This is a genomic window from Variovorax sp. P4_B10 (assembly GCF_056402375.1).
Genome location: NZ_JBFUHN010000038.1, coordinates 14,804 through 31,737, shown reverse-complemented (window position 1 = coordinate 31,737; position 16,934 = coordinate 14,804). Strand labels below are relative to the sequence as shown.

18 protein-coding genes are annotated in these 16,934 nt (G+C 68.5%); 4 read left to right on the top strand and 14 right to left on the bottom strand.

The annotated features are described in order from the left end of the window. Positions 1–199: 199 nt before the first annotated feature. Genes AC1DXX_RS18540 through AC1DXX_RS18530 form a run of 3 tightly spaced genes read right to left on the bottom strand, consistent with a single transcriptional unit; the run spans position 200 to position 2,732 of the window. Complete coding sequence (locus AC1DXX_RS18540; protein WP_478135671.1) at positions 200–1,087, bottom strand: beta-keto acid cleavage family enzyme; 888 nt, start codon at positions 1,085–1,087, stop codon at positions 200–202. Beyond that, a complete protein-coding gene (locus AC1DXX_RS18535; protein WP_478135670.1) occupies positions 1,084–1,848 on the bottom strand; it encodes an SDR family NAD(P)-dependent oxidoreductase in 765 nt (254 codons plus the stop codon). Before AC1DXX_RS18535 ends, AC1DXX_RS18540 begins: the two co-directional genes overlap by 4 nt. Positions 1,849–1,865: 17 nt before the next feature. Further along, positions 1,866–2,732 carry a dioxygenase family protein gene (locus tag AC1DXX_RS18530; RefSeq protein WP_478135669.1) on the bottom strand — a complete coding sequence of 289 codons (867 nt, stop codon included), beginning with the start codon at positions 2,730–2,732 and terminating at the stop codon, positions 1,866–1,868. Between the two features lie 134 nt (positions 2,733–2,866). Here AC1DXX_RS18530 and AC1DXX_RS18525 point away from each other — a divergent pair, with 134 nt between their 5' ends. Beyond that, on the top strand, positions 2,867–3,901 hold the full coding sequence (locus tag AC1DXX_RS18525; protein ID WP_478135668.1) for a LacI family DNA-binding transcriptional regulator: 1,035 nt from the start codon (positions 2,867–2,869) through the stop codon (positions 3,899–3,901). A gap of 13 nt (positions 3,902–3,914) precedes the next feature. Here the strand turns inward: AC1DXX_RS18525 and AC1DXX_RS18520 are convergent, their stop codons facing one another. From AC1DXX_RS18520 to AC1DXX_RS18510, 3 genes are read right to left on the bottom strand one after another with little or no spacing between them, the layout of a single operon-like run. Beyond that, positions 3,915–4,268 (bottom strand): hypothetical protein, encoded by a 354-nt coding sequence (locus tag AC1DXX_RS18520; RefSeq protein WP_478135667.1) that lies wholly within the window; start codon positions 4,266–4,268, stop codon positions 3,915–3,917. A gap of 15 nt (positions 4,269–4,283) precedes the next feature. Then, entirely contained in the window at positions 4,284–5,963 is a 1,680-nt protein-coding gene (locus tag AC1DXX_RS18515; RefSeq protein ID WP_478135666.1) for a hypothetical protein, read from the bottom strand. A 55-nt stretch (positions 5,964–6,018) separates the two neighbouring features. After that, complete coding sequence (locus AC1DXX_RS18510; RefSeq protein ID WP_478135665.1) at positions 6,019–6,213, bottom strand: YjiS-like domain-containing protein; 195 nt, start codon at positions 6,211–6,213, stop codon at positions 6,019–6,021. 90 nt (positions 6,214–6,303) lie between these two features. Here AC1DXX_RS18510 and AC1DXX_RS18505 point away from each other — a divergent pair, with 90 nt between their 5' ends. Further along, the gene (locus AC1DXX_RS18505; protein WP_478135664.1) at positions 6,304–7,200 is read left to right on the top strand and encodes a LysR family transcriptional regulator; all 897 of its coding nucleotides are present in this window, start codon (positions 6,304–6,306) and stop codon (positions 7,198–7,200) included. A gap of 15 nt (positions 7,201–7,215) precedes the next feature. Here the strand turns inward: AC1DXX_RS18505 and AC1DXX_RS18500 are convergent, their stop codons facing one another. The 3 genes from AC1DXX_RS18500 to AC1DXX_RS18490 form a co-directional block, all read right to left on the bottom strand. Beyond that, a complete protein-coding gene (locus tag AC1DXX_RS18500) occupies positions 7,216–8,250 on the bottom strand; it encodes an aliphatic amidase (RefSeq protein ID WP_478135663.1) in 1,035 nt (344 codons plus the stop codon). A 185-nt stretch (positions 8,251–8,435) separates the two neighbouring features. Continuing rightward, positions 8,436–8,927: a hypothetical protein gene (locus AC1DXX_RS18495; RefSeq protein ID WP_478135662.1), complete on the bottom strand. Its 492-nt coding sequence runs from the start codon at positions 8,925–8,927 to the stop codon at positions 8,436–8,438. After that, entirely contained in the window at positions 8,924–9,859 is a 936-nt protein-coding gene (locus AC1DXX_RS18490; protein WP_478135661.1) for a LysR family transcriptional regulator, read from the bottom strand. Before AC1DXX_RS18490 ends, AC1DXX_RS18495 begins: the two co-directional genes overlap by 4 nt. 95 nt (positions 9,860–9,954) lie before the next feature. Here AC1DXX_RS18490 and AC1DXX_RS18485 point away from each other — a divergent pair, with 95 nt between their 5' ends. After that, positions 9,955–10,944 carry an NAD-dependent epimerase/dehydratase family protein gene (locus AC1DXX_RS18485; RefSeq protein WP_478135660.1) on the top strand — a complete coding sequence of 330 codons (990 nt, stop codon included), beginning with the start codon at positions 9,955–9,957 and terminating at the stop codon, positions 10,942–10,944. Here the strand turns inward: AC1DXX_RS18485 and AC1DXX_RS18480 are convergent, their stop codons facing one another. From AC1DXX_RS18480 to AC1DXX_RS18460, 5 genes are read right to left on the bottom strand one after another with little or no spacing between them, the layout of a single operon-like run. Next, positions 10,945–11,874, bottom strand: coding sequence for a glutaminase (locus tag AC1DXX_RS18480; RefSeq protein ID WP_478135706.1), 930 nt, complete (start codon positions 11,872–11,874; stop codon positions 10,945–10,947). It abuts the gene before it with no gap. 2 nt (positions 11,875–11,876) lie between these two features. Then, the gene (locus AC1DXX_RS18475; protein WP_478135659.1) at positions 11,877–12,785 is read right to left on the bottom strand and encodes a DMT family transporter; all 909 of its coding nucleotides are present in this window, start codon (positions 12,783–12,785) and stop codon (positions 11,877–11,879) included. 22 nt (positions 12,786–12,807) lie between these two features. After that, positions 12,808–13,305, bottom strand: a complete 498-nt coding sequence (locus tag AC1DXX_RS18470) for a BON domain-containing protein (protein WP_478135658.1) — start codon at positions 13,303–13,305, stop codon at positions 12,808–12,810. After that, entirely contained in the window at positions 13,302–13,811 is a 510-nt protein-coding gene (locus AC1DXX_RS18465; protein WP_478135657.1) for a flavin reductase family protein, read from the bottom strand. The genes AC1DXX_RS18470 and AC1DXX_RS18465 overlap by 4 nt, the downstream gene beginning before the upstream one ends. Before the next feature lie 41 nt (positions 13,812–13,852). Then, complete coding sequence (locus AC1DXX_RS18460; protein WP_478135656.1) at positions 13,853–14,767, bottom strand: LysR family transcriptional regulator; 915 nt, start codon at positions 14,765–14,767, stop codon at positions 13,853–13,855. A gap of 107 nt (positions 14,768–14,874) precedes the next feature. Between AC1DXX_RS18460 and AC1DXX_RS18455 the strand changes: the two genes are divergently transcribed. After that, positions 14,875–16,851, top strand: a complete 1,977-nt coding sequence (locus tag AC1DXX_RS18455) for an alkyl/aryl-sulfatase (RefSeq protein ID WP_478135655.1) — start codon at positions 14,875–14,877, stop codon at positions 16,849–16,851. Positions 16,852–16,934: the final 83 nt, after the last annotated feature.

Sequence of the window (16,934 nt, the reverse complement as noted above, 5' to 3'; positions counted from 1 at the left end):
GATGGACGCAGCGCTTGTGCGAGCCGATCAACGACTGCTCTGAGCGATCACGCCGATGGTGTGCTCTGCGCAGCGAAATAAAGGAGGAGGCCTGCGGCCCTAGGCCGCGCCGGGGGACATTCGCTTCGCTGCGCACACCGTCGGCGTGAGCGCGCCCTGAACAACGCACTCCACGAATAGAAGAGCAAGGTTTCATCCCCTAGCTCCTCGCGCCTGGCAGGCCCAGCATGGCGCGCGCCTCACGGGGGTTGGCGATCTCGCCGCCCAGGCTCTGCAGGATGTCGCGCGCCTTCGCCACGAGCTGCGCATTGCTCTCGGCCAGCACGCCCTTCTCGAGGTAGATGTTGTCTTCCATGCCCACGCGCACATGGCCGCCGAGCAGCCAGGCTTGCGCGACGATCGGGAACTCCATGCGGCCGATGCCGAAGGCGCTCCAGAAGGCGCCGCGCGGCAGCATGTTGCGGGCATAGAGCAGCGTCTCGGGCGTGGGCGCGAAGCCGTACTTCACGCCGAGCACGAAGGTCCACATCGCGGGGCCGTCGAGCGTGCCGTCGGCGATCAGGTCGAGCGCGAGGTTGATGTCGCCCGAGTCGAAGATCTCCAGCTCGGGTTTGACGCCCGCCTCGCGGATCACCTTGGCCATGCGGCGCACGTTCTTCGGCGTGTTCATCACCACGTCGGGGCCGGAGTTCATGGTGTTGAGGTCGAGCGAGCACACGTCGGGCCTGATGAGCGCGATGTGCTCCACGCGCTTCTCGGGCGGCAGCAGCGTGGTGCCGGGTGCGGCGATTTTCGGATCGTCCTCGCTTGGAATGAAGCGTCCGCCGGGGCCGGTCGTGAGGTTGACGATCAGCTCGCGGTTCCCGCGGCGGATGCGGTCGACCACCTCGCGGTAGAGCTCGACCTCCATCGATGGCTTGCCGGTTTCTGGGTGGCGCACATGGATGTGCACCTGGCCCGCGCCGGCTTCCGCGGCGGCCAGGCATTCGTCGGCGATCTGCGCCGGGGTGATCGGCAGGTGCGGCGTCTGCTCGGGCTTCACGAGGTTGCCCGTGACGGCGCAGGTGATGAGCGTTTTGGTGTTCACAAATGACGCCCTCCATCCACCACGATGCGCGTGCCGGTGACGAAGCGCATCGTGGTCGCGAGCGCTTCGACGGTGGCGGCCACGTCGTCGGGTTTGCCGATGCGCCCGAGCGGCGTGGTGCTCGCCATCTTGTTCGCGAACTCCGCGCCGCGGCCCGGCACGAAGCCCGACTCGACCGCGCCCGGCGACACCGACACCACGCGCACCGCCGGCGCCAGCGCCTTGGCCAGCGCGTCGCCCACGACGTCGAGGCCGGCCTTGGCCGCGACGTAGGCGAGGTTGCTGCCCACGCCGGTGAAGCCCGCGATGGACGAGATGTTCGCAACGAGGCCGTCGCCGCTTTCCTTCAGCATCGGCGCGAAGGCGCGGATGGTCGCGAACACGCCGCGGAAGTTGGCGCGCAGCAGGTCGTCGATCAGCTCGTCGGTCAGTGCGTCGAGGTCTGCGGCTGGAATGGGCTGCGTGTGCCCCGCGCTGTTGACCAGGATGTCGCAGCGCCCGTGCGTGGCTTTCACCTCGGCGGCGGCGGCGTTCAGGCTCGGCGTGTCGACGATGTCGGCGCGGATCGCCGCGTGGCGCTGGCCGTTGGCGGAGGGCAGGGCGGCCGCGCGTGCGGCGGCATCGTCGCCCTTGCGGTGCAGCAGCACGCAGGTGGCGCCGAGCGCGGCGAGGCGCGTGGCCGTGGCGTAGCCGATGGCGCCGAGGCCGCCGGTGATGACGGCGACCTTGCCGTCGAGTCGGGAAACAGGATCGAAGCTCATGAGGTTGAAGAGTTGATTCAGGGGATAGGGGGACGGGGGAACTTCATCTCGCCCGGCTCGAGCTGGAAGTCGTACTGCAGCGTGGCGGTCTTGCCATCGGGTGCCAGCGCGAAGCGGCCGATCAGCCGCCGCGTCACGCCGAAGGTCGGGTCACTCTCCAGGTTCTCGTCGTCATCGGCGAACACCTGCGTGATCAGCACCTTGTGCCCCGGCTTGCTCACCATGAAGTGCAGGTGCGCGGGCCGGTTCGGGTGGCGCCGCTGGGCGCGCAGCAGCACGCCGCCGGGTCCGTCGGTCGGCACCGGGTAGCCGGCCGGCCGCACGCTGCGGAAATGAAAGCGCCCTTCGGCATCGGTCGTGAAGCGGCCGCGCAGGTTCATGTCTTCCTGCGCCGGGTCCTGGTTTTCATAGAGGCCGACGGGCGAGGCCTGCCACACGTCGACCGTGACATCGGCCATGGGCTGCCCCTTGGCATCGCGCACCGTGCCTGTCACCGCGAGCGGAATGCCCGGCGTGCCCGAGCGCGCGATGTTGTCGCCCGGCTTGCAGGCCGGCGAGTTCGCGCGCCAGAAGGGGCCGAGCAGCGCGGCCGGCGATTCGCCGTGCGGGTCCTGGTTGTTCTGCAGCGCCACCACGGAGGACACGCCGAGGATGTCGGCCATCAACACCACCTCGTTCTTGGTTTCGCCGGTGGCCTGGCCGATGGCGACGATGAATTCGAGCGCGGTCTCGAACTCCTCCTCGGTCAGCTTCACCTCCTGGACGAAGGCATGCAGGTGGCGCGTGAGCGCATCCATCACGGTGCGCAGCCGCGGGTCGGGCGTGCGCTTCATGGCGTCGAGCGCGAAGCCCAGCACCGAATCGGGGGAGGTGGCGATGTTCATGGGGCGTTTGTGCAATCGTTTGCACGATCTTAGTCCAAATCTTCGAAAAGTAAAATGACCCCATCCGGCATGTCAGGAATGGCTGAAAGCTGCTTTCAGCGCCCGACCCGCACGACAATCGTTTGCACCAATCCATGAGCACCAGCCCGACTTCTTCCCCCGTGACCATCCGCGATGTCGCCCGCGCCGCCGGCGTGCATGTGTCGACCGTGTCGCGCGCGCTCAGCCCCGAGAAGCGCTCATTGATCAGCGACGAGGTGCTGCGCGTGGTCGAGGAGGCCGCCCAGCGCCTGGGCTACCGGCCCAACCGCGCGGCCTCCGCGCTGCGCACCGGGCGCACCCACACCATCGGCGTGCTGGTGCCCGACATCACGAACGCGGTGTTCCCGCCGATCCTGCAGGGCATCGAGGCCAGCGCGGCGGCGCGCGGCTACTTCGTCTTCGTCACCAACGTGGTCGACCCGGCGCTGGCGCGCCCGGTGCTCGAGCGCATGCTGGCCCAGCGCGTGGACGGCGTGATCCTCGCCACCGCCACGCGCGACGACCCGCTGGTCGATTTCGTCACCAGGGCCGGCATGACCGCGGTGCTAGTCAACCGCGCCGACGAAACCGGCCGCCTGCCCGCCGTAGTGAGCGACGATCGGCTCGCGATGAAGCTCGCGGTCGATCACCTCGTGGGGCTGGGCCACAAGCGCATCGCGCACCTCGCGGGGCCGCAGCACATCCCGACCGGCGTGGGTCGCCGGCTGGGCGTGGAGCAGGCGCTGCGCGACCACCGCATGAAGCCTTTTCGCGTAGTCGAATGCGCGAGCTACAGCCGCGAGGCCGGCGCGATCGCGATGCAGCAGATGCTCGAAGCCGGTCCTGCGCCGCAGGCGGTGGTGTGCTGCAACGACCTCGTGGCGCTGGGCGCCTACGACGCGTTGAAGAAAGCCGGACTGCGTGTGCCGAAGGACATCTCGGTCACGGGCCACAACGACATGCCGCTGGTCGACATGGTCGATCCGCCGCTCACCACCATTCGCCTGCCGCACCGCGAACTCGGCTGGCGCGCGGCCGAGATGCTGTTCGAGGAAATCGACGGCCGTGCGATGTCGGCCTCGACCGTGGTGCTGCGGCCGGAACTGGTGGTGCGCAAGTCGACCGGCGCGCCGGCCGCCGCGCGCTGACCGGCGGCAAGCCCTACCACCAGGCGGCGATGTCGTCGCTCAGGCCCGCAAGAAGAAGCGCCAGGGCGACGATCATCTTCGTGCGCAGCGAGACCCCTTCCCTGGGCGCGAAGGTTTCGGCGCGTCCGCTGAAATGCACGCCGCAGTGGGGGCAGCGCAGCGCGTAGCCGAAGACGGGCTCCTTGCAACGCACGCAGGGCACCTCGCCCAGGCCGGGCTGCGCCGAGGCCTCATCGTCATCGGCACGCGATGCCTGTGCCGAGGCGCGTTGCTGCTGCAGCTTCTTCAGTCTGGCACGGCGTTCGCGGTGAGCGGCCAGGTCGATGGGCGCGTTGGATTCGTTGGGTTTGTTCGCGTTGTCGGGCATGAAGATGAATCCGTTCTAGCTCGCCCGCGGCGTGGACTTCTTGCGTGCCGCCGGCCGGCGCGGCGGCTTTGCTTCGAGCACCAGCTCGGCCGGCAGCGTGTCGTTCCACGACTCGGTGAAGTAGGCGCGGTCGCTCGGCACCAATTGAGGCAATGCCTCGCGCAACAAGCCCAGCGATTGCTCGGCCCCCTTCAGGTCGCCCGCATGCGCCGCATACCAGGCGTGCTCGAACAGCAGGCTGCAATGCTGCAGGCCGGGGTAGCGTCGGCGGCCGACCTGATGGTCGGCCAGCCGTGCCTGCGCGACTTCGACCCAGCGTGCGGGCCAGTGCGCGGCATCGAAGGCATCGGCGAGCGGGCCGGCGAGCTTCGAGATCGCGGCTGGGTCCAATGGTTTCTGCGCACGGAACTGCGCGAGCGTGGGTTGCCGCTCGGGCCGGCAGTGGCCACGCGCGATGCGCATCAGGTAGATCGCATTCCAGGCCGAGCGGCCCTGGCCGTCGGTGTGGCCGCAGAGCCATTCGCTGAAGGCGATCCACTGCACCGCGCGGCGCGTGGTGTCGGCGTGGCCGTCGTGCGCGAGGGCCGGCAGGTCGGACAAGCCCACGCGGTCGAACAGCCACGCGGCCATGCCCATGTTGGCGGCCACATGCTGTGCGGCATCGAAGGAGTGCGATTCGAAGGCCGCGGCCAGGGCTTCGCCGAAGCGTTGCAGCGACTCTTCGGCGAGCGTGGCGGCGGTGGGCTTGTCTTCGGCCGAGAGCCCGAGTGCGCGCGAGCGGCACACCAGCGCCCAGAGGTTGCACCACTCGAAGCGCACATCGGGGTGATGCCGCAGCACCAGTCCGCGCGCCGCATCCTCGGCCATGCCGCTCAGGAGCGACTGCGCCAGCGGCAGGTCGCGTGCGGTGTAGGCGCACCAGGCCGAGACGATGCATTCCATCGCGCCCAGGTAGTCGTTGCCGGCCACATGGTGGGCGAGGCGCTGCTTCTTGAGCGCCTGCAGACGCCGGCGCGCCTGCTCGTTGTCGCCGAGCCGGCGCCACAGCATCGCCTCGTTGAGCGTGACCAGCGCACGCTGGAAATCGGTGGCAGCCAGCGTGCCCGCAAGGCGGATGGACTCGAGTGCGCTGGCCGGCAGCCCGGTGGCGCTGCCGCCCGCCACCGGCGCCATGAGCCGGCCCTGCCGCGCCGCCTGCTGCGAGGCGACCAGCTGCTTCCAGAACGCGGCGTCCTGCAGGTGTACCGCGTCGGGCGGCGGGGAGCCGGGCTCAGCCGTGCGGCCCTTGCGGGCGCGCAGTCCGAGAAAGGACGCCACCTCGGCCGCGGTGGCCGCGCGGCCGCCCACCAGCATGCGCACGCGCTTCGCCTCGGCGGCTGGCAGCCAGAACGGTCCCTGGCTGCGCCGCTCGGCATTCAGGAAGCGCGGCTCGCGCTGCCTGTCCTCGCCCCAGCCGACGTCGATGTTCCAGGCCTTGAAATCGCGGAACGCGCGGCTCACGACCATGCGCAGCGTGCTCGCATCGGAGACTTCGCCGCGCAGGTCGGCCAGCCGCACGAGGCCGCCTTCGGCATCGTGGGCATGCTGCATGCGCACCAGCAGCCAGAGCGACTGGAAGGCCGCGCGCCGGCCGTTGACCGATTGCGGCGAGGTGAGTTCGATGGAGAGCGGGGCGGGTGTTGCGGGTTTGGGCACGCCCCGGATTGAACCTCAATTTCCGGGGCGGTGGCTGGCGGGCCGGGCTGTTTCTTCAGAACCTGTCACGGTCCAGAAATGCGCGCACCTCGCTGCGGCCGATGCCCAGGTCGCTCAGCTCGTGATCGTTCATGCCCGCCAGATGCCGCGCGTCCACGTGAGCACGGCGACGCTCCGCGGCGCGGCGGCGCCAGCTGCGCAGGGCATGCATCAGGCGTTGATGAAAGGGCGAGTGTGTCGGCGCTGTCACGATGGGCTCCTTGTGGGGGAGCGCTCATCTTGCGGCGATGCGTGCTATTGTGGAAGTTGAGATTTCTGACACCTTCAATCAGCATTCCTGATGCGACAGCTCAACCTCGACCAACTCCGCACGCTCATCGCCATCGCCGATCTCGGCACCTTCTCGGCGGCGGCCAAGGCGCTGCATCTTGCGCAACCCACGGTGAGCCTGCACATCAGCGAGCTCGAATCGCGGCTCGGCGCGCCGCTGGTGCTGCGCGGCGCGCGGCGGGTCACGCCGACCGCGGCAGGGGCCGTGCTGGTGGAGCGCGGCAGGCGCCTGCTGCGCGATGCCGACGACGCCATCGATGCGGTGCGGCGCCAGCACAAGGGACTGGCCGGCCAGGTGCGCATCGGCTGCAGCACCACCAGCGTGGTGGTCGACTTGCTGCCGCCGGTGTTCCATGCCCTGCTGGAGCGCTATCCCGACATCGTGCTGACGCCCAGCTTCATGGGCTCGGAGTATTCGGTCGCCGGCGTGCTGGCCGGCACCCTGGACCTGGCCATCATCGCGCTGCCCCAACCCGCGGTGCCGGGCCTCGCGCTGACATCTTGGCGCCAGCATTCGATGATGGCCTTCATCCCCGCACGCTGGCAGGCGCCGCGCCGCATCACGCCGGCCTGGCTGGCGCAGCAGCCGCTGATCATGAACGAGCCGGGTTCGCGCATGTTCGCGCTGACCATGGAGTGGTTCGCGCACGCCGGCTTCGCCCCTCGCGCGCGCATCGAGCACGACTACGACGTTGCGATGCGTGGCCTGGTGGCCGCCGGCTACGGCGTGGCACTGCTGCCCGCACCCGACGGGGGGAGGGTCACCGACGCCGGCGAGCACGTGCAGACACGGCCGCTCAGCCCGAAACTCACGCGCCACCTGGCCATTGCGTACCGCGCGCAGGGCACGCTGGACGGTGCCACGCAGCGCGTGATCGAGACGCTGCTGGAGTTCGCCAAGGGCTGAGCGGCCGCTCTGACTTCAGCGCTGGGCAGCTTCGTTCGGAAGGCCCTCGATGGGGCACTCCGCCGTGCCGATGGTGCTGCGCGTGAACGACTCCACCTGCTCGCGCGCGCCCTCGGGGTCGTTGACCCACTGCTTGTAGAAGTCGAACGGGCAGGCCGCCACGCCCTTGTCGCCGTCGCCCGAATGAATGATGCCGGTGTAGCCGCGGTGCATCAGCTTGAACAGGTGGTTCTGCGACTGGCCGTTCTTGCGCGCATCGCGGATCAGGCCCATGGAGAGTTCGGCGTAGTTGATGCCCATCTCTTCCTCGCCGCATTCGCCGAGCGTGCGGCCGTCGAAGCCGATCAGCGCCGAGTGGCCGAAGTACGAGTACACGCCGTCGAAGCCCGCCGCATTGGCCACCGCCACGTAGGTGTTGTTCATGAAGGCCATGGCCTTGGACACCAGGATCTGCTGCTCCTTCGCGGGGTACATGTAGCCCTGGCAGCGGATGATGAGCTCGGCGCCGCGCATCGCGCAGTCGCGCCAGATCTCGGGGTAGTTGCCGTCGTCGCAGATGATCAGGCTCATCTTCATGCCCTTGGGGCCATCGCTCACGTAGGTGCAGTCGCCCGGGTACCAGCCCTCGATGGGCGTCCACGGCATGATCTTCCTGTACTTCTGGACGATCTCGCCCAGGTTGTTCATGAGGATCAGCGTGTTGTAGGGCACCTTGTTCGGGTGCTCCTCGTGGCGCTCGCCGGTCAGCGAGAACACGCCCCACACGTTGGCGCGGCGGCAGGCGTCCGCGAAGATCGCGGTCTCCTCGCCGGGCACGGTGGCCGCGGTGTCGTACATCTCCTTCGCGTCGTACATGATCCCGTGCGTGGAGTACTCCGGGAAGATCACCAGGTCCATGCCCGGCAGGCCTTTCTTCATGCCGACCAGCATTTCGCCGATCTTTCGCGCGTTGTCCAGGACCTCGGCCCTGGTGTGAAGGCGGGGCATCTTGTAGTTGACGACCGCGACGCCCACGCAATCGCTGCTGCTCGAAATATCACCATGTCGCATGACGCTGCTCCTGAAGTCCTGAAGGATGGTTGAGAAAAACAAAAAAGGCCCGAGCCGGTGCTGAACCGATTTGGGCCTGTCTGTCTTGCAACGGGTTCGTGTCGTCGAAGCCGATTGTTCTCAGCTCACCGCGGGCTGCACATACGTCATTTCGCTGATTGCGGGCTCGATGGGCGGGTGTGCGCTCAGCGCGGGCGTGCGTAGTCCGACTCGATCCACGCGGTGGCGCTCGACGCAGTGAGCCTGAACGCGGGCGAGACGTTCACGCTCGCGAGCTCCGAGTCGTCGGCGTCGTCGAAGGCGGTGAGCGTGGCCGAGGGGCTGTCCTCGTCGGGCACGATGGCCAGCGTCACGCGGATGCGCTGGTCGTTGCGCGCGGTCACGGTCACGCTCTTGTTGAGCGTGGCGTGCAACTGCTGCTCGTGGCGGCGGATCACTTCGGCCGCAGTCTTCACCAGCGTGGAGAAGGCGGGGCCGTCGAGCGGCTTCGGGTTCTTCTTGTCGCGGCCCATGGTCCAGGGGCCGACCAGGGCGGGTTCGGGGTCGCCGTGGCGGGTCATCTCGACGGCCCAGCCGTCGTCTTCCTCGTTCTTGATCACGCGGGCGGTCCAGAGGTCGTCGCGCCAGAGGCGGGGTTCCTGGAGGGGGAGGGTGTCGGAGTCTGTGGCTTCGGTCATTCGGATGCTGATGTTCGTGTGCGGCCCATTTTCCCCTGCGCCGGCGGGCCGATGTATTCCTGCAGTCCATCGACCAGGGCATCGAAGGCGGCGCGGCAGCGCGGGCTGTTGCGCAGGTCCTCGTGCATCGTGATCCAGGTCTCGAGCTTCATCGAGAAGGTGCGCGGCATCACGCGCACCAGCGCCTCGTTGCGCCGCGCAAGCCCGACCTGGCAGATGCCGATGCCGGCGCCTGCGCGGATCAGCGCGAGCTGCGCAAGGTCGCTGTCGGTGCGCAGCGAGAAGGCCTCGCGGCCGTAGCCCTGGAAGGCCTTGCCCGCATTGCGCACGAAGGCCGAGGGCTGGTCGTAGCCGATCACCGCATGGGCTGCCAGCTCTTCCATCCGGCGCGGCGTGCCGTGGCGCGCGAGGTAGTCCCGGCGTGCATGGAAGCCCAGCTCGATCTGCCCGATGCGGCGCGCGACCAGCTGCTCCTGCTTCGGCCGCACCATGCGCACGGCGATGTCGGCCTCGCGCCGCAGCAGGTCCTGCACGCGGTTCGTCAGCACCAGCTCGACCTTCAGGGCCGGGTGCGCTTCGCGCAGCTGCGCCACGATGGGCGGCAGCACTTCGACGCCGATCACCTCGCTGGCGGAGATGCGCACCACGCCGCGCACGCCCGCACCCTGGCTGGTGGCGGCACGCTCGAGCGACGCCGCGGTGCTTTCCATGGCTTCCGCATGGGTCTTCAGCGCCAGCGCCACCTCGGTGGGCATCAGGCCCACCTGGGAGCGCGTGAAGAGCACCACGCCCAGCGCCTCCTCGAGCGCGGCGACATGGCGCCCGGCCGTGGGCTGGGTGATGCCGAGCGCGCGCGCCGCGCCGGAGAGCGAGCCCTCGCGCAGCACGCCCAGGAATGAGCGGTAGAGCTCCCAGCCGATGTTCGAAGTCATACATAAATGTATAGCTGCTTGATCAGCTTCGGCAATTTCAATTGAGCGCCATCAAACCCAGAATTCACCCATCAATCACTGTTCTGGAGCATTTCATGGCACGCAACGACACGGTTCTGGTTCTGGGTGCGACGGGCGGCATCGGCGGTGAAGTGGCCCGCCAACTGGTCGATGCAGGGTGGCAGGTGCGGGCGCTCAAGCGGGGCGCGACGGAGGGCCGCAAGGACGGCATCACCTGGTTCGCTGGCGACGCGATGGACCGGCAGGCCGTCATGAAGGCCGCGAAGGGCTGCTCGGTCATCGTCCATGCGGTCAACCCGCCCGGCTACCGCGGATGGGCGCAGCTGGTGCTGCCGATGCTCGACAACACCATCGCCGCCGCCAAGGCCGAGAGCGCCACCCTCGTGCTGCCCGGCACGGTCTACAACTTCGGCCCCGACGCTTTTGCGCAGCTGCTCGCCGAAGACGCGCCGCAGCACCCGGTCACCCGCAAGGGTGCCATCCGGGTCGAGATGGAGCAGCACCTCGAAGAGGCGAGCCGCAGCGGCGCCCGCGTGCTGATCGTGCGGGCCGGAGACTTCTTCGGCCCGCGGGCCGGCAACAACTGGTTCTCGCAGGGGCTGGTGAAGGCGGGTCGGCCCGTCAAGGCCGTCAGCGATCCTGGCCGCCCGGGCATCGGCCACCAATGGTCGTACCTGCCGGACGTGGCCCGCACCATGGTCGCGCTGCTGGCGCGCCGCGACAGGCTCGAACCCTTTGCGCGCTTCCACATGGCCGGCCACCGGGACGCCGACGGCACGCAGATGAGCGGCGCGATCCGCCAGGTGGTGGCACGGCGCAGCGGCTTCGCGCCACGCGTGACGGCCTTCCCGTGGTGGCTGCTGACGCTGGCTTCGCCCTTCGTCACCACCTTCCGCGAAATGCGCGAGATGCGCTACCTGTGGCAGACACCGGTGCTGATGGACAACGCGAAGCTGGTGGCTTTCCTCGGGCGCGAGCCGCACACGCCGCTCGAAGAGGCGGTCGAGGCGTCGCTGGAGGGCATGGGATGCCTGGGCTCGGCGCCGGCGGCCATGGCCGCCTGATCAGAAAACCGACAGCCCCGTGCGGTTCACGAACAGCTCCAGGGCCTTCATGCCGAGCAGCGAGTTGCCGGTGGCGTCCAGCGCAGGCGACCAGACGCAGAGGGTGAGCTTGTCGGGCACGACCGCCACGATGCCGCCGCCCACGCCGCTCTTGCAGGGCAGGCCGATGGAAAACGCGACGTCGCCTGCGGCGTCGTAGGTGCCGCAGGTCAGCATCAGCGAATTGATGCGGCGCGTCTGCCGCTCGCCGGTGATCTCGGGCTCGCCATCCATCGGATGCGCCCCGTCGCGGCACAGGAAAGCCGCGGCGCGCGCGAGCTGGCGGCAACTCATGCGCAAGGCGCATTGGTGAAAGTAGGTGTCGAGCACCACGCCGACGTCGTTGTCGAGCTTGCCGAAGCTCTTCATGAAATTCGCCAGCGCGATGTTCCGGAATCCGGTGTCGGCTTCAGACTGCGCCACCTCGGCATCGAAGCCGATGGGCTCGCCGCACAGGTTGGCCATCAGCGCCAGGATGTCCGCTTTCGCGCTGCCGCCGTTGGCGGCGGCCTGGCTCACGAGCCGGTCGGCCACGGCAATCGCGCCCGCATTGATGAACGGATTGCGCGGCTTGCCCTGTTCGTTCTCCAGTTGCACCAGCGAGTTGAACGGGTTGCCCGAGGGCTCGCGCCCGATGCGTTCCCACAGCGTGTCACCCATGCGCTGCATCGCGAGCGTCAGCGTGAAGAGCTTCGAAACGCTCTGGATCGAGAACGGCACATCGCCATCGCCTGCGGAGGCCTCCACGCCATCGCAGGTGCGCAGCGCAATGCCGAACTGGCGCGCATCGACGCGCGCCAACGCGGGGATGTAGCTGGCCACGGTGCCGCCCTGCCCGAGCTGCGGGCGCAGTGTGGCGACGATCTCGTCGAGAACAGGCTGGAAATTCATTGTCATGCCATGCGTCGTACCGCGGCGCGCCGGTTCACCAGCACGATGCCCAGGCCGACGCCCGCGAGCGCCACCACCAGCTGCAGCGTCAGCGGCTCGCTCAGCAGCACCACGCCGAACACCAGTGCGAAGAGCGGCGTGAGAAAGGTGAAGGAGGACATCTGCGTCGCCGGGTAGTGCCGCAGCAGCCACATCCAGGTGAGGTAGCTCGCGAACGCGCCGATCACGGTCTGCAGGCCGATGGAGGTCCAGGCCCAGGCCGAGTACGAGAAGCCCCAGGTCTCGCCGAGCGCCAGCGACAGCACCGGGCACACGGCCGCCGTCACCGCCACTTGGTAGAACAGCGTCTTCTCGGCGCTCGCGGTGGCGAGCCGCGTGGTGCGCAGCGTCAGCGTGGTCAGGCCCCACAGCATGCCGGCCGCGAGGGCCATGGCATCGCCGATCAGTTGCGACGAACTCATGTGGCTGAAGCCCTCGCTGAATGCCAGCACCACGCCCGAGAAGGCGATGAACAGGCCCAGCCACTGGAATCCGCGCAGGCGCTCCGCCGGCACCCAGCGCGGCAGCAGCAGCGAGACCCAGAACGGCGCGGTGTAGAGGAACACGGTGAGCCGCGAGGCGCTGGTGTGCTGCAGCCCGAGGTAGATGCCGGCGAATTCGCCCGCGAACAGCAGGCCCGCGAGCAAGCCGGGCCACAGCGTGCCGTCGCGCTCGAACAGCGGCACGCCGCGCGACACGCACCACAGCCACAGCAGCACGGTCGCGCCGATCATGCGGATCGAAGCCTGCCACATCGGCGGCACTTCGGTCACGGTGGTCTTGATCAGGATCTGCTGGAGCCCCCAGAACGCGCAGCACGCGATGAGTAGGCCGATGGCGAGGGTGTCGAGGTGGGTCTTGCGCTGGATCATTCGTCTCGTTCGTGTTGCTTGTTCATCGGCCGGCCACCGGATAAGTCGGCTTGCCTCGGGTGCCGATCATCAGGTCGGGCACCACGGTTTCGACATCGGGCACCGCACGTGCGGCGCGCTCGAGTTTCCTGGCCACTGCGGCCGAGGGCACGCAGCCCTGCAGGTAGACCCAGCGGCGCTGGATCATCACCCACACGCTGCCGCCGCGCACCCCCGGCACGGCCAGCAGCGCGGCGCGCACCTTGGGCGCGAGCGGCTTGTCGTAGCGGTAGGCGTTGCTGTCGGTGCATTTGCCCGCGAGCCAGCAGCTGGTGCCGCGCTCCAGCCGGGAGTGGGTCTGCAGGCGCCGCTCCTCGGCGGTGTAGAAGGGCCCCTCGGGCATGGAACAGGCCGGCAGGCCCGCGGACACCTGGAAGAAGGGATCGTCGAACCAGTTCTGCTTGAGCGGTCCCGCCGCCTCTTGCGCCATGACGGTCTGCGCAGCGAGCAGCAGGACGGGCATGAGCGCAGGAATTTTCACAAGGGATGTTCCGTGTAGAAACGCCCGCCGTGGAACAGCAGCGGCGAGGCGCCCGCGTTGTGGGTGCAGCGCTCGACTTCGCCGACGAAGATCACATGGTCGCCTTCGTCGTAGCGGCTGCGGTTGAAGCACTCGAAGCTCGCCGCGGCGCCTACCAGCACCGGCGCGCCGCCGAGGCCTTCGGTGAATTCCACCTCGGCCCAGCGATCGATGTCCTTGGTGGCGAAGCGCTCGGCCAGCTTCTTCTGGTTCGCGGCCAGGATGTTCACGGTGTAGTGCGAGCCGGTGCTGAGTGCGGGCATGGAGCCTGCCGCGCGCGCCAGGCTCCACAGCACCAGCGGCGGTGCGAGCGACACCGAATTGAAGGAATTGGCGGTCAGGCCGACCAGTGTGCCGTCGGCCGCGCGCGTGGTGACGATGGTCACGCCGGTGGCGAACATGCCGAGCGCTTCCCGGAACTCGTCGGGCGAAAAAGTGGGCGGCTTGGCCCGTCGGGGAGTGGTCACGGAAGAGGCTGGGCGGTGGTCGGCAGGAGGACTATTCTGGCTCAGCGCCCGGCGGGCTGCTTGGCCGGGCTCATCAACTCCGTCACGAGGCGGGTATAGACGGTGGCGGCGGCCGAGGGCGTGCGGCCCGCGAGCGTCACCAGGCTGTAGTGCGTCTGCATGCGCGCGAGGCCGGCGATCGGCAGGGGCACGAGCGCGTCCGTGTCGGTGTTCAGGGCCGGCGCATGGGGTGCGAGGATCACTGCGTTGGCGCTCAGGGCGAGGTGGCGCAGGGTGCCTGCGTCGTCGCAGGTCACGTTGAACACGCCGCGGTCGCCGCGCCCGATCTGGCGGTCGAAATGCGCGGCCACCTCGGCGGGAAGGTTCGGACCGGCCACGGGATAGTCCATGGCCTGTTCCAGCGTCACCTGCTTCAGCCGGCGCAGCGGGTGCTTCGGCTGCACGAAGAACGAGACCGGCAGGTCGGGCAGGCGCACCAGCTTCAGACCGGGCTGCTTCTTCATCAGGTCGCGCGTGTCGGCAATGAACAGGTCCAGCTGCCGCCGGTGCAGGCGCTCGCTGAGCGTGGCGGTGTCCGCCACTTCCATGCGCATGAGCAATTGCGGATGGCGCTGGGTCATCAAGGACAGCGCGATGCGCCCGAGCGTGCTGGCGGCGAAGGGGCCGAGCCCCACGGCCAGGCTGCCGATGGCGAGGCCTTCGAGCTGCAGCACGTCGCGCTGGATCTGCTGCGCATCCGCGATGAGTTCGCGGGCGCGCGCGAGCACCAGTTCGCCCGCCTGCGTGAAGCGCACGGTGCCGTAGGCCCGGTCGACCAGGCGGGCCTGCAGGTTGTCTTCGAGGGTGTCGATGCTGCGCGAGAGCGCGGGCTGCGACAGGTGCACGGCCTGCGCGGCACGGCCGAAGCTGCCTTGCTCGGCGAGGGCGACGAGGTGCTGGAGCTGGCGCAACTGCATTTTGCGTTTCAGTTAAAAAGAAAGCTCATATTTTGCATTTGCCAGTGGTTCCTGTGCTTCGGAGAATCGGCGGTTGTTCCTGCTCCACCGAAGACAAAGAGACACCGATGAACCCTTCTTCCTTCTCCGTCGCCCTCGTCGCCCTGGCCTGCGCGCTCGGCGGCGCACCGGCCATGGCGCAGATTGCACCCAAGGCGCCCGAGCCCGCCACGCTGAAAGCCAACGCCGACATGGCGAAGACGCTGCCTTTTGCCGATCGGCAGGATTTCGAGGATGCGATGCGCGGCTTCATCGGCACGGTGCCCGATGCGCTGGTGCCCGGCGCCGGCCCGCGCCCGGCCTGGAGCATGAAGCCCTATGACTTCCTGAAGGCGAACGACGCCGCGGACACGGTCAACCCGAGCCTGTGGCGCCAGGCGCAGCTCAATGCCATTCATGGTCTCTTCAAGGTGACCGACCGCGTCTACCAGGTGCGCGGCTTCGACATCGCGAACATGACCCTCGTCGAGGGCGACAGCTCGCTGATCGTCATCGACCCGCTGCTCACCGCCGAGACGGCGCGCGCCGCGCTCGAGCTGTACTACCAGCATCGCCCGAAGAAGCCGGTCGGCACCGTGATCTACACGCACGGCCATGCCGACCATTTCGGCGGGGTGAAGGGCGTGGTCAGCGAGGCCGACGTCGTCGCGGGCAAGGTGCAGGTGATTGCGCCCTCGGGCTTCATGGAAACCGCGGTGGCCGAGAACATCCTCGCGGGCAATGCGATGAGCCGGCGCTCGCAGTACCAGTTCGGCTCGCTGCTGCCGCCGGGCGCGCGCGGCCAGGTCGACACCGGCCTGGGCAAGGCGCTGGCGCGCGGCACCATCACGCTGATCGCGCCCACCGCGACCATCGACAAGACCACCGAGGAGCGCACCATCGACGGCGTGCAGGTCGTGTTCCAACTGGTGCCGGGCTCCGAGGCGCCCTCGGAAATGCTCATGTACCTGCCGCAGTTCCGCGTGCTCAACATGGCCGAGGACGTGACGCACACCATGCACAACCTCTACACGATCCGCGGCGCCGAGGTGCGCGACGGCAACCTGTGGGCCAAGTACATCGACCAGGCGCGCGTGGCCTTCGGCGACAAGACGGACGTGCTGATCGCTCAGCACCACTGGCCGACCACCGGGCGCGAGCGCATCGCCGACCTGCTGAAGAAGCAGCGCGACATGTACAAGTTCATCAACGACCAGTCGCTGCGCCTGCTCAACCAGGGCTACACCGCGGCCGATATCGCCGAGACGCTGCGCATGCCCGCGAGCCTGGAGCAGGCGTGGTCGGCGCGCGGCTACTACGGCACGCTGCGGCACAACGCCCGTGCGGTCTACCAGAAGTACCTGGGCTGGTACGACGCCAACCCCGCCAACCTGAATCCGCTGCCGCCGGTGGACTCCGCGAAGAAGACGGTGCAGTACATGGGCGGGGCCGACGCGGTGCTCGCGCGTGCCCGGGAGGATTTCAGGAAGGGCGAATACCGCTGGGTGGCGAGCGCGATGAGCCAGGTCGTCTACGCCGACCCCACGAACCGCGCGGCACGCGAACTCGGCGCCGATGCGCTCGAACAGCTGGGCTACCAGTCGGAGGCCGGCACCTGGCGCAGCGCCTACCTGGTCGGCGCGATGGAGCTGCGCAACGGCGTGCCGAAGATTCCGGGCGGCAGCAGTTCGAACGCCGACACGCTGAAAGCGGTGAGCAACGACCTGTTCTTCGATTTCCTCGGCGTGCGGCTCGATGCGGCCAAGGCCGAGGGCAAGACGATGGTCATCAACTGGAACTTCACCGATTCGAACCAGAAGTTCGTGCTGACGCTGGAGAACTCGGCGCTCACGCATGTGAAGGACTTGCAGGCGACCGGTGCGGATGCCACCGTGACGCTGAGCCGTGCGACGCTCGATGCGATCACGCTCAAGCAGACGACCTTTCCCGAGGCGGTCCAGTCGGGGCAGGTGAAGATCGACGGCGACCGCGCGAAGCTCGGGGAGCTGCTGTCGATGCTCGATACCTTCGAGCCTATGTTTCCTGTTGTCGAGCCGCGGAAGTGAGTGTTCGGGGGGCATTTGTTCGGGGCGCGTGCACAGGCCACCGGGTGCTCCCCTCCGCGAATGTCCCCCGCTTCGCTCCTCCT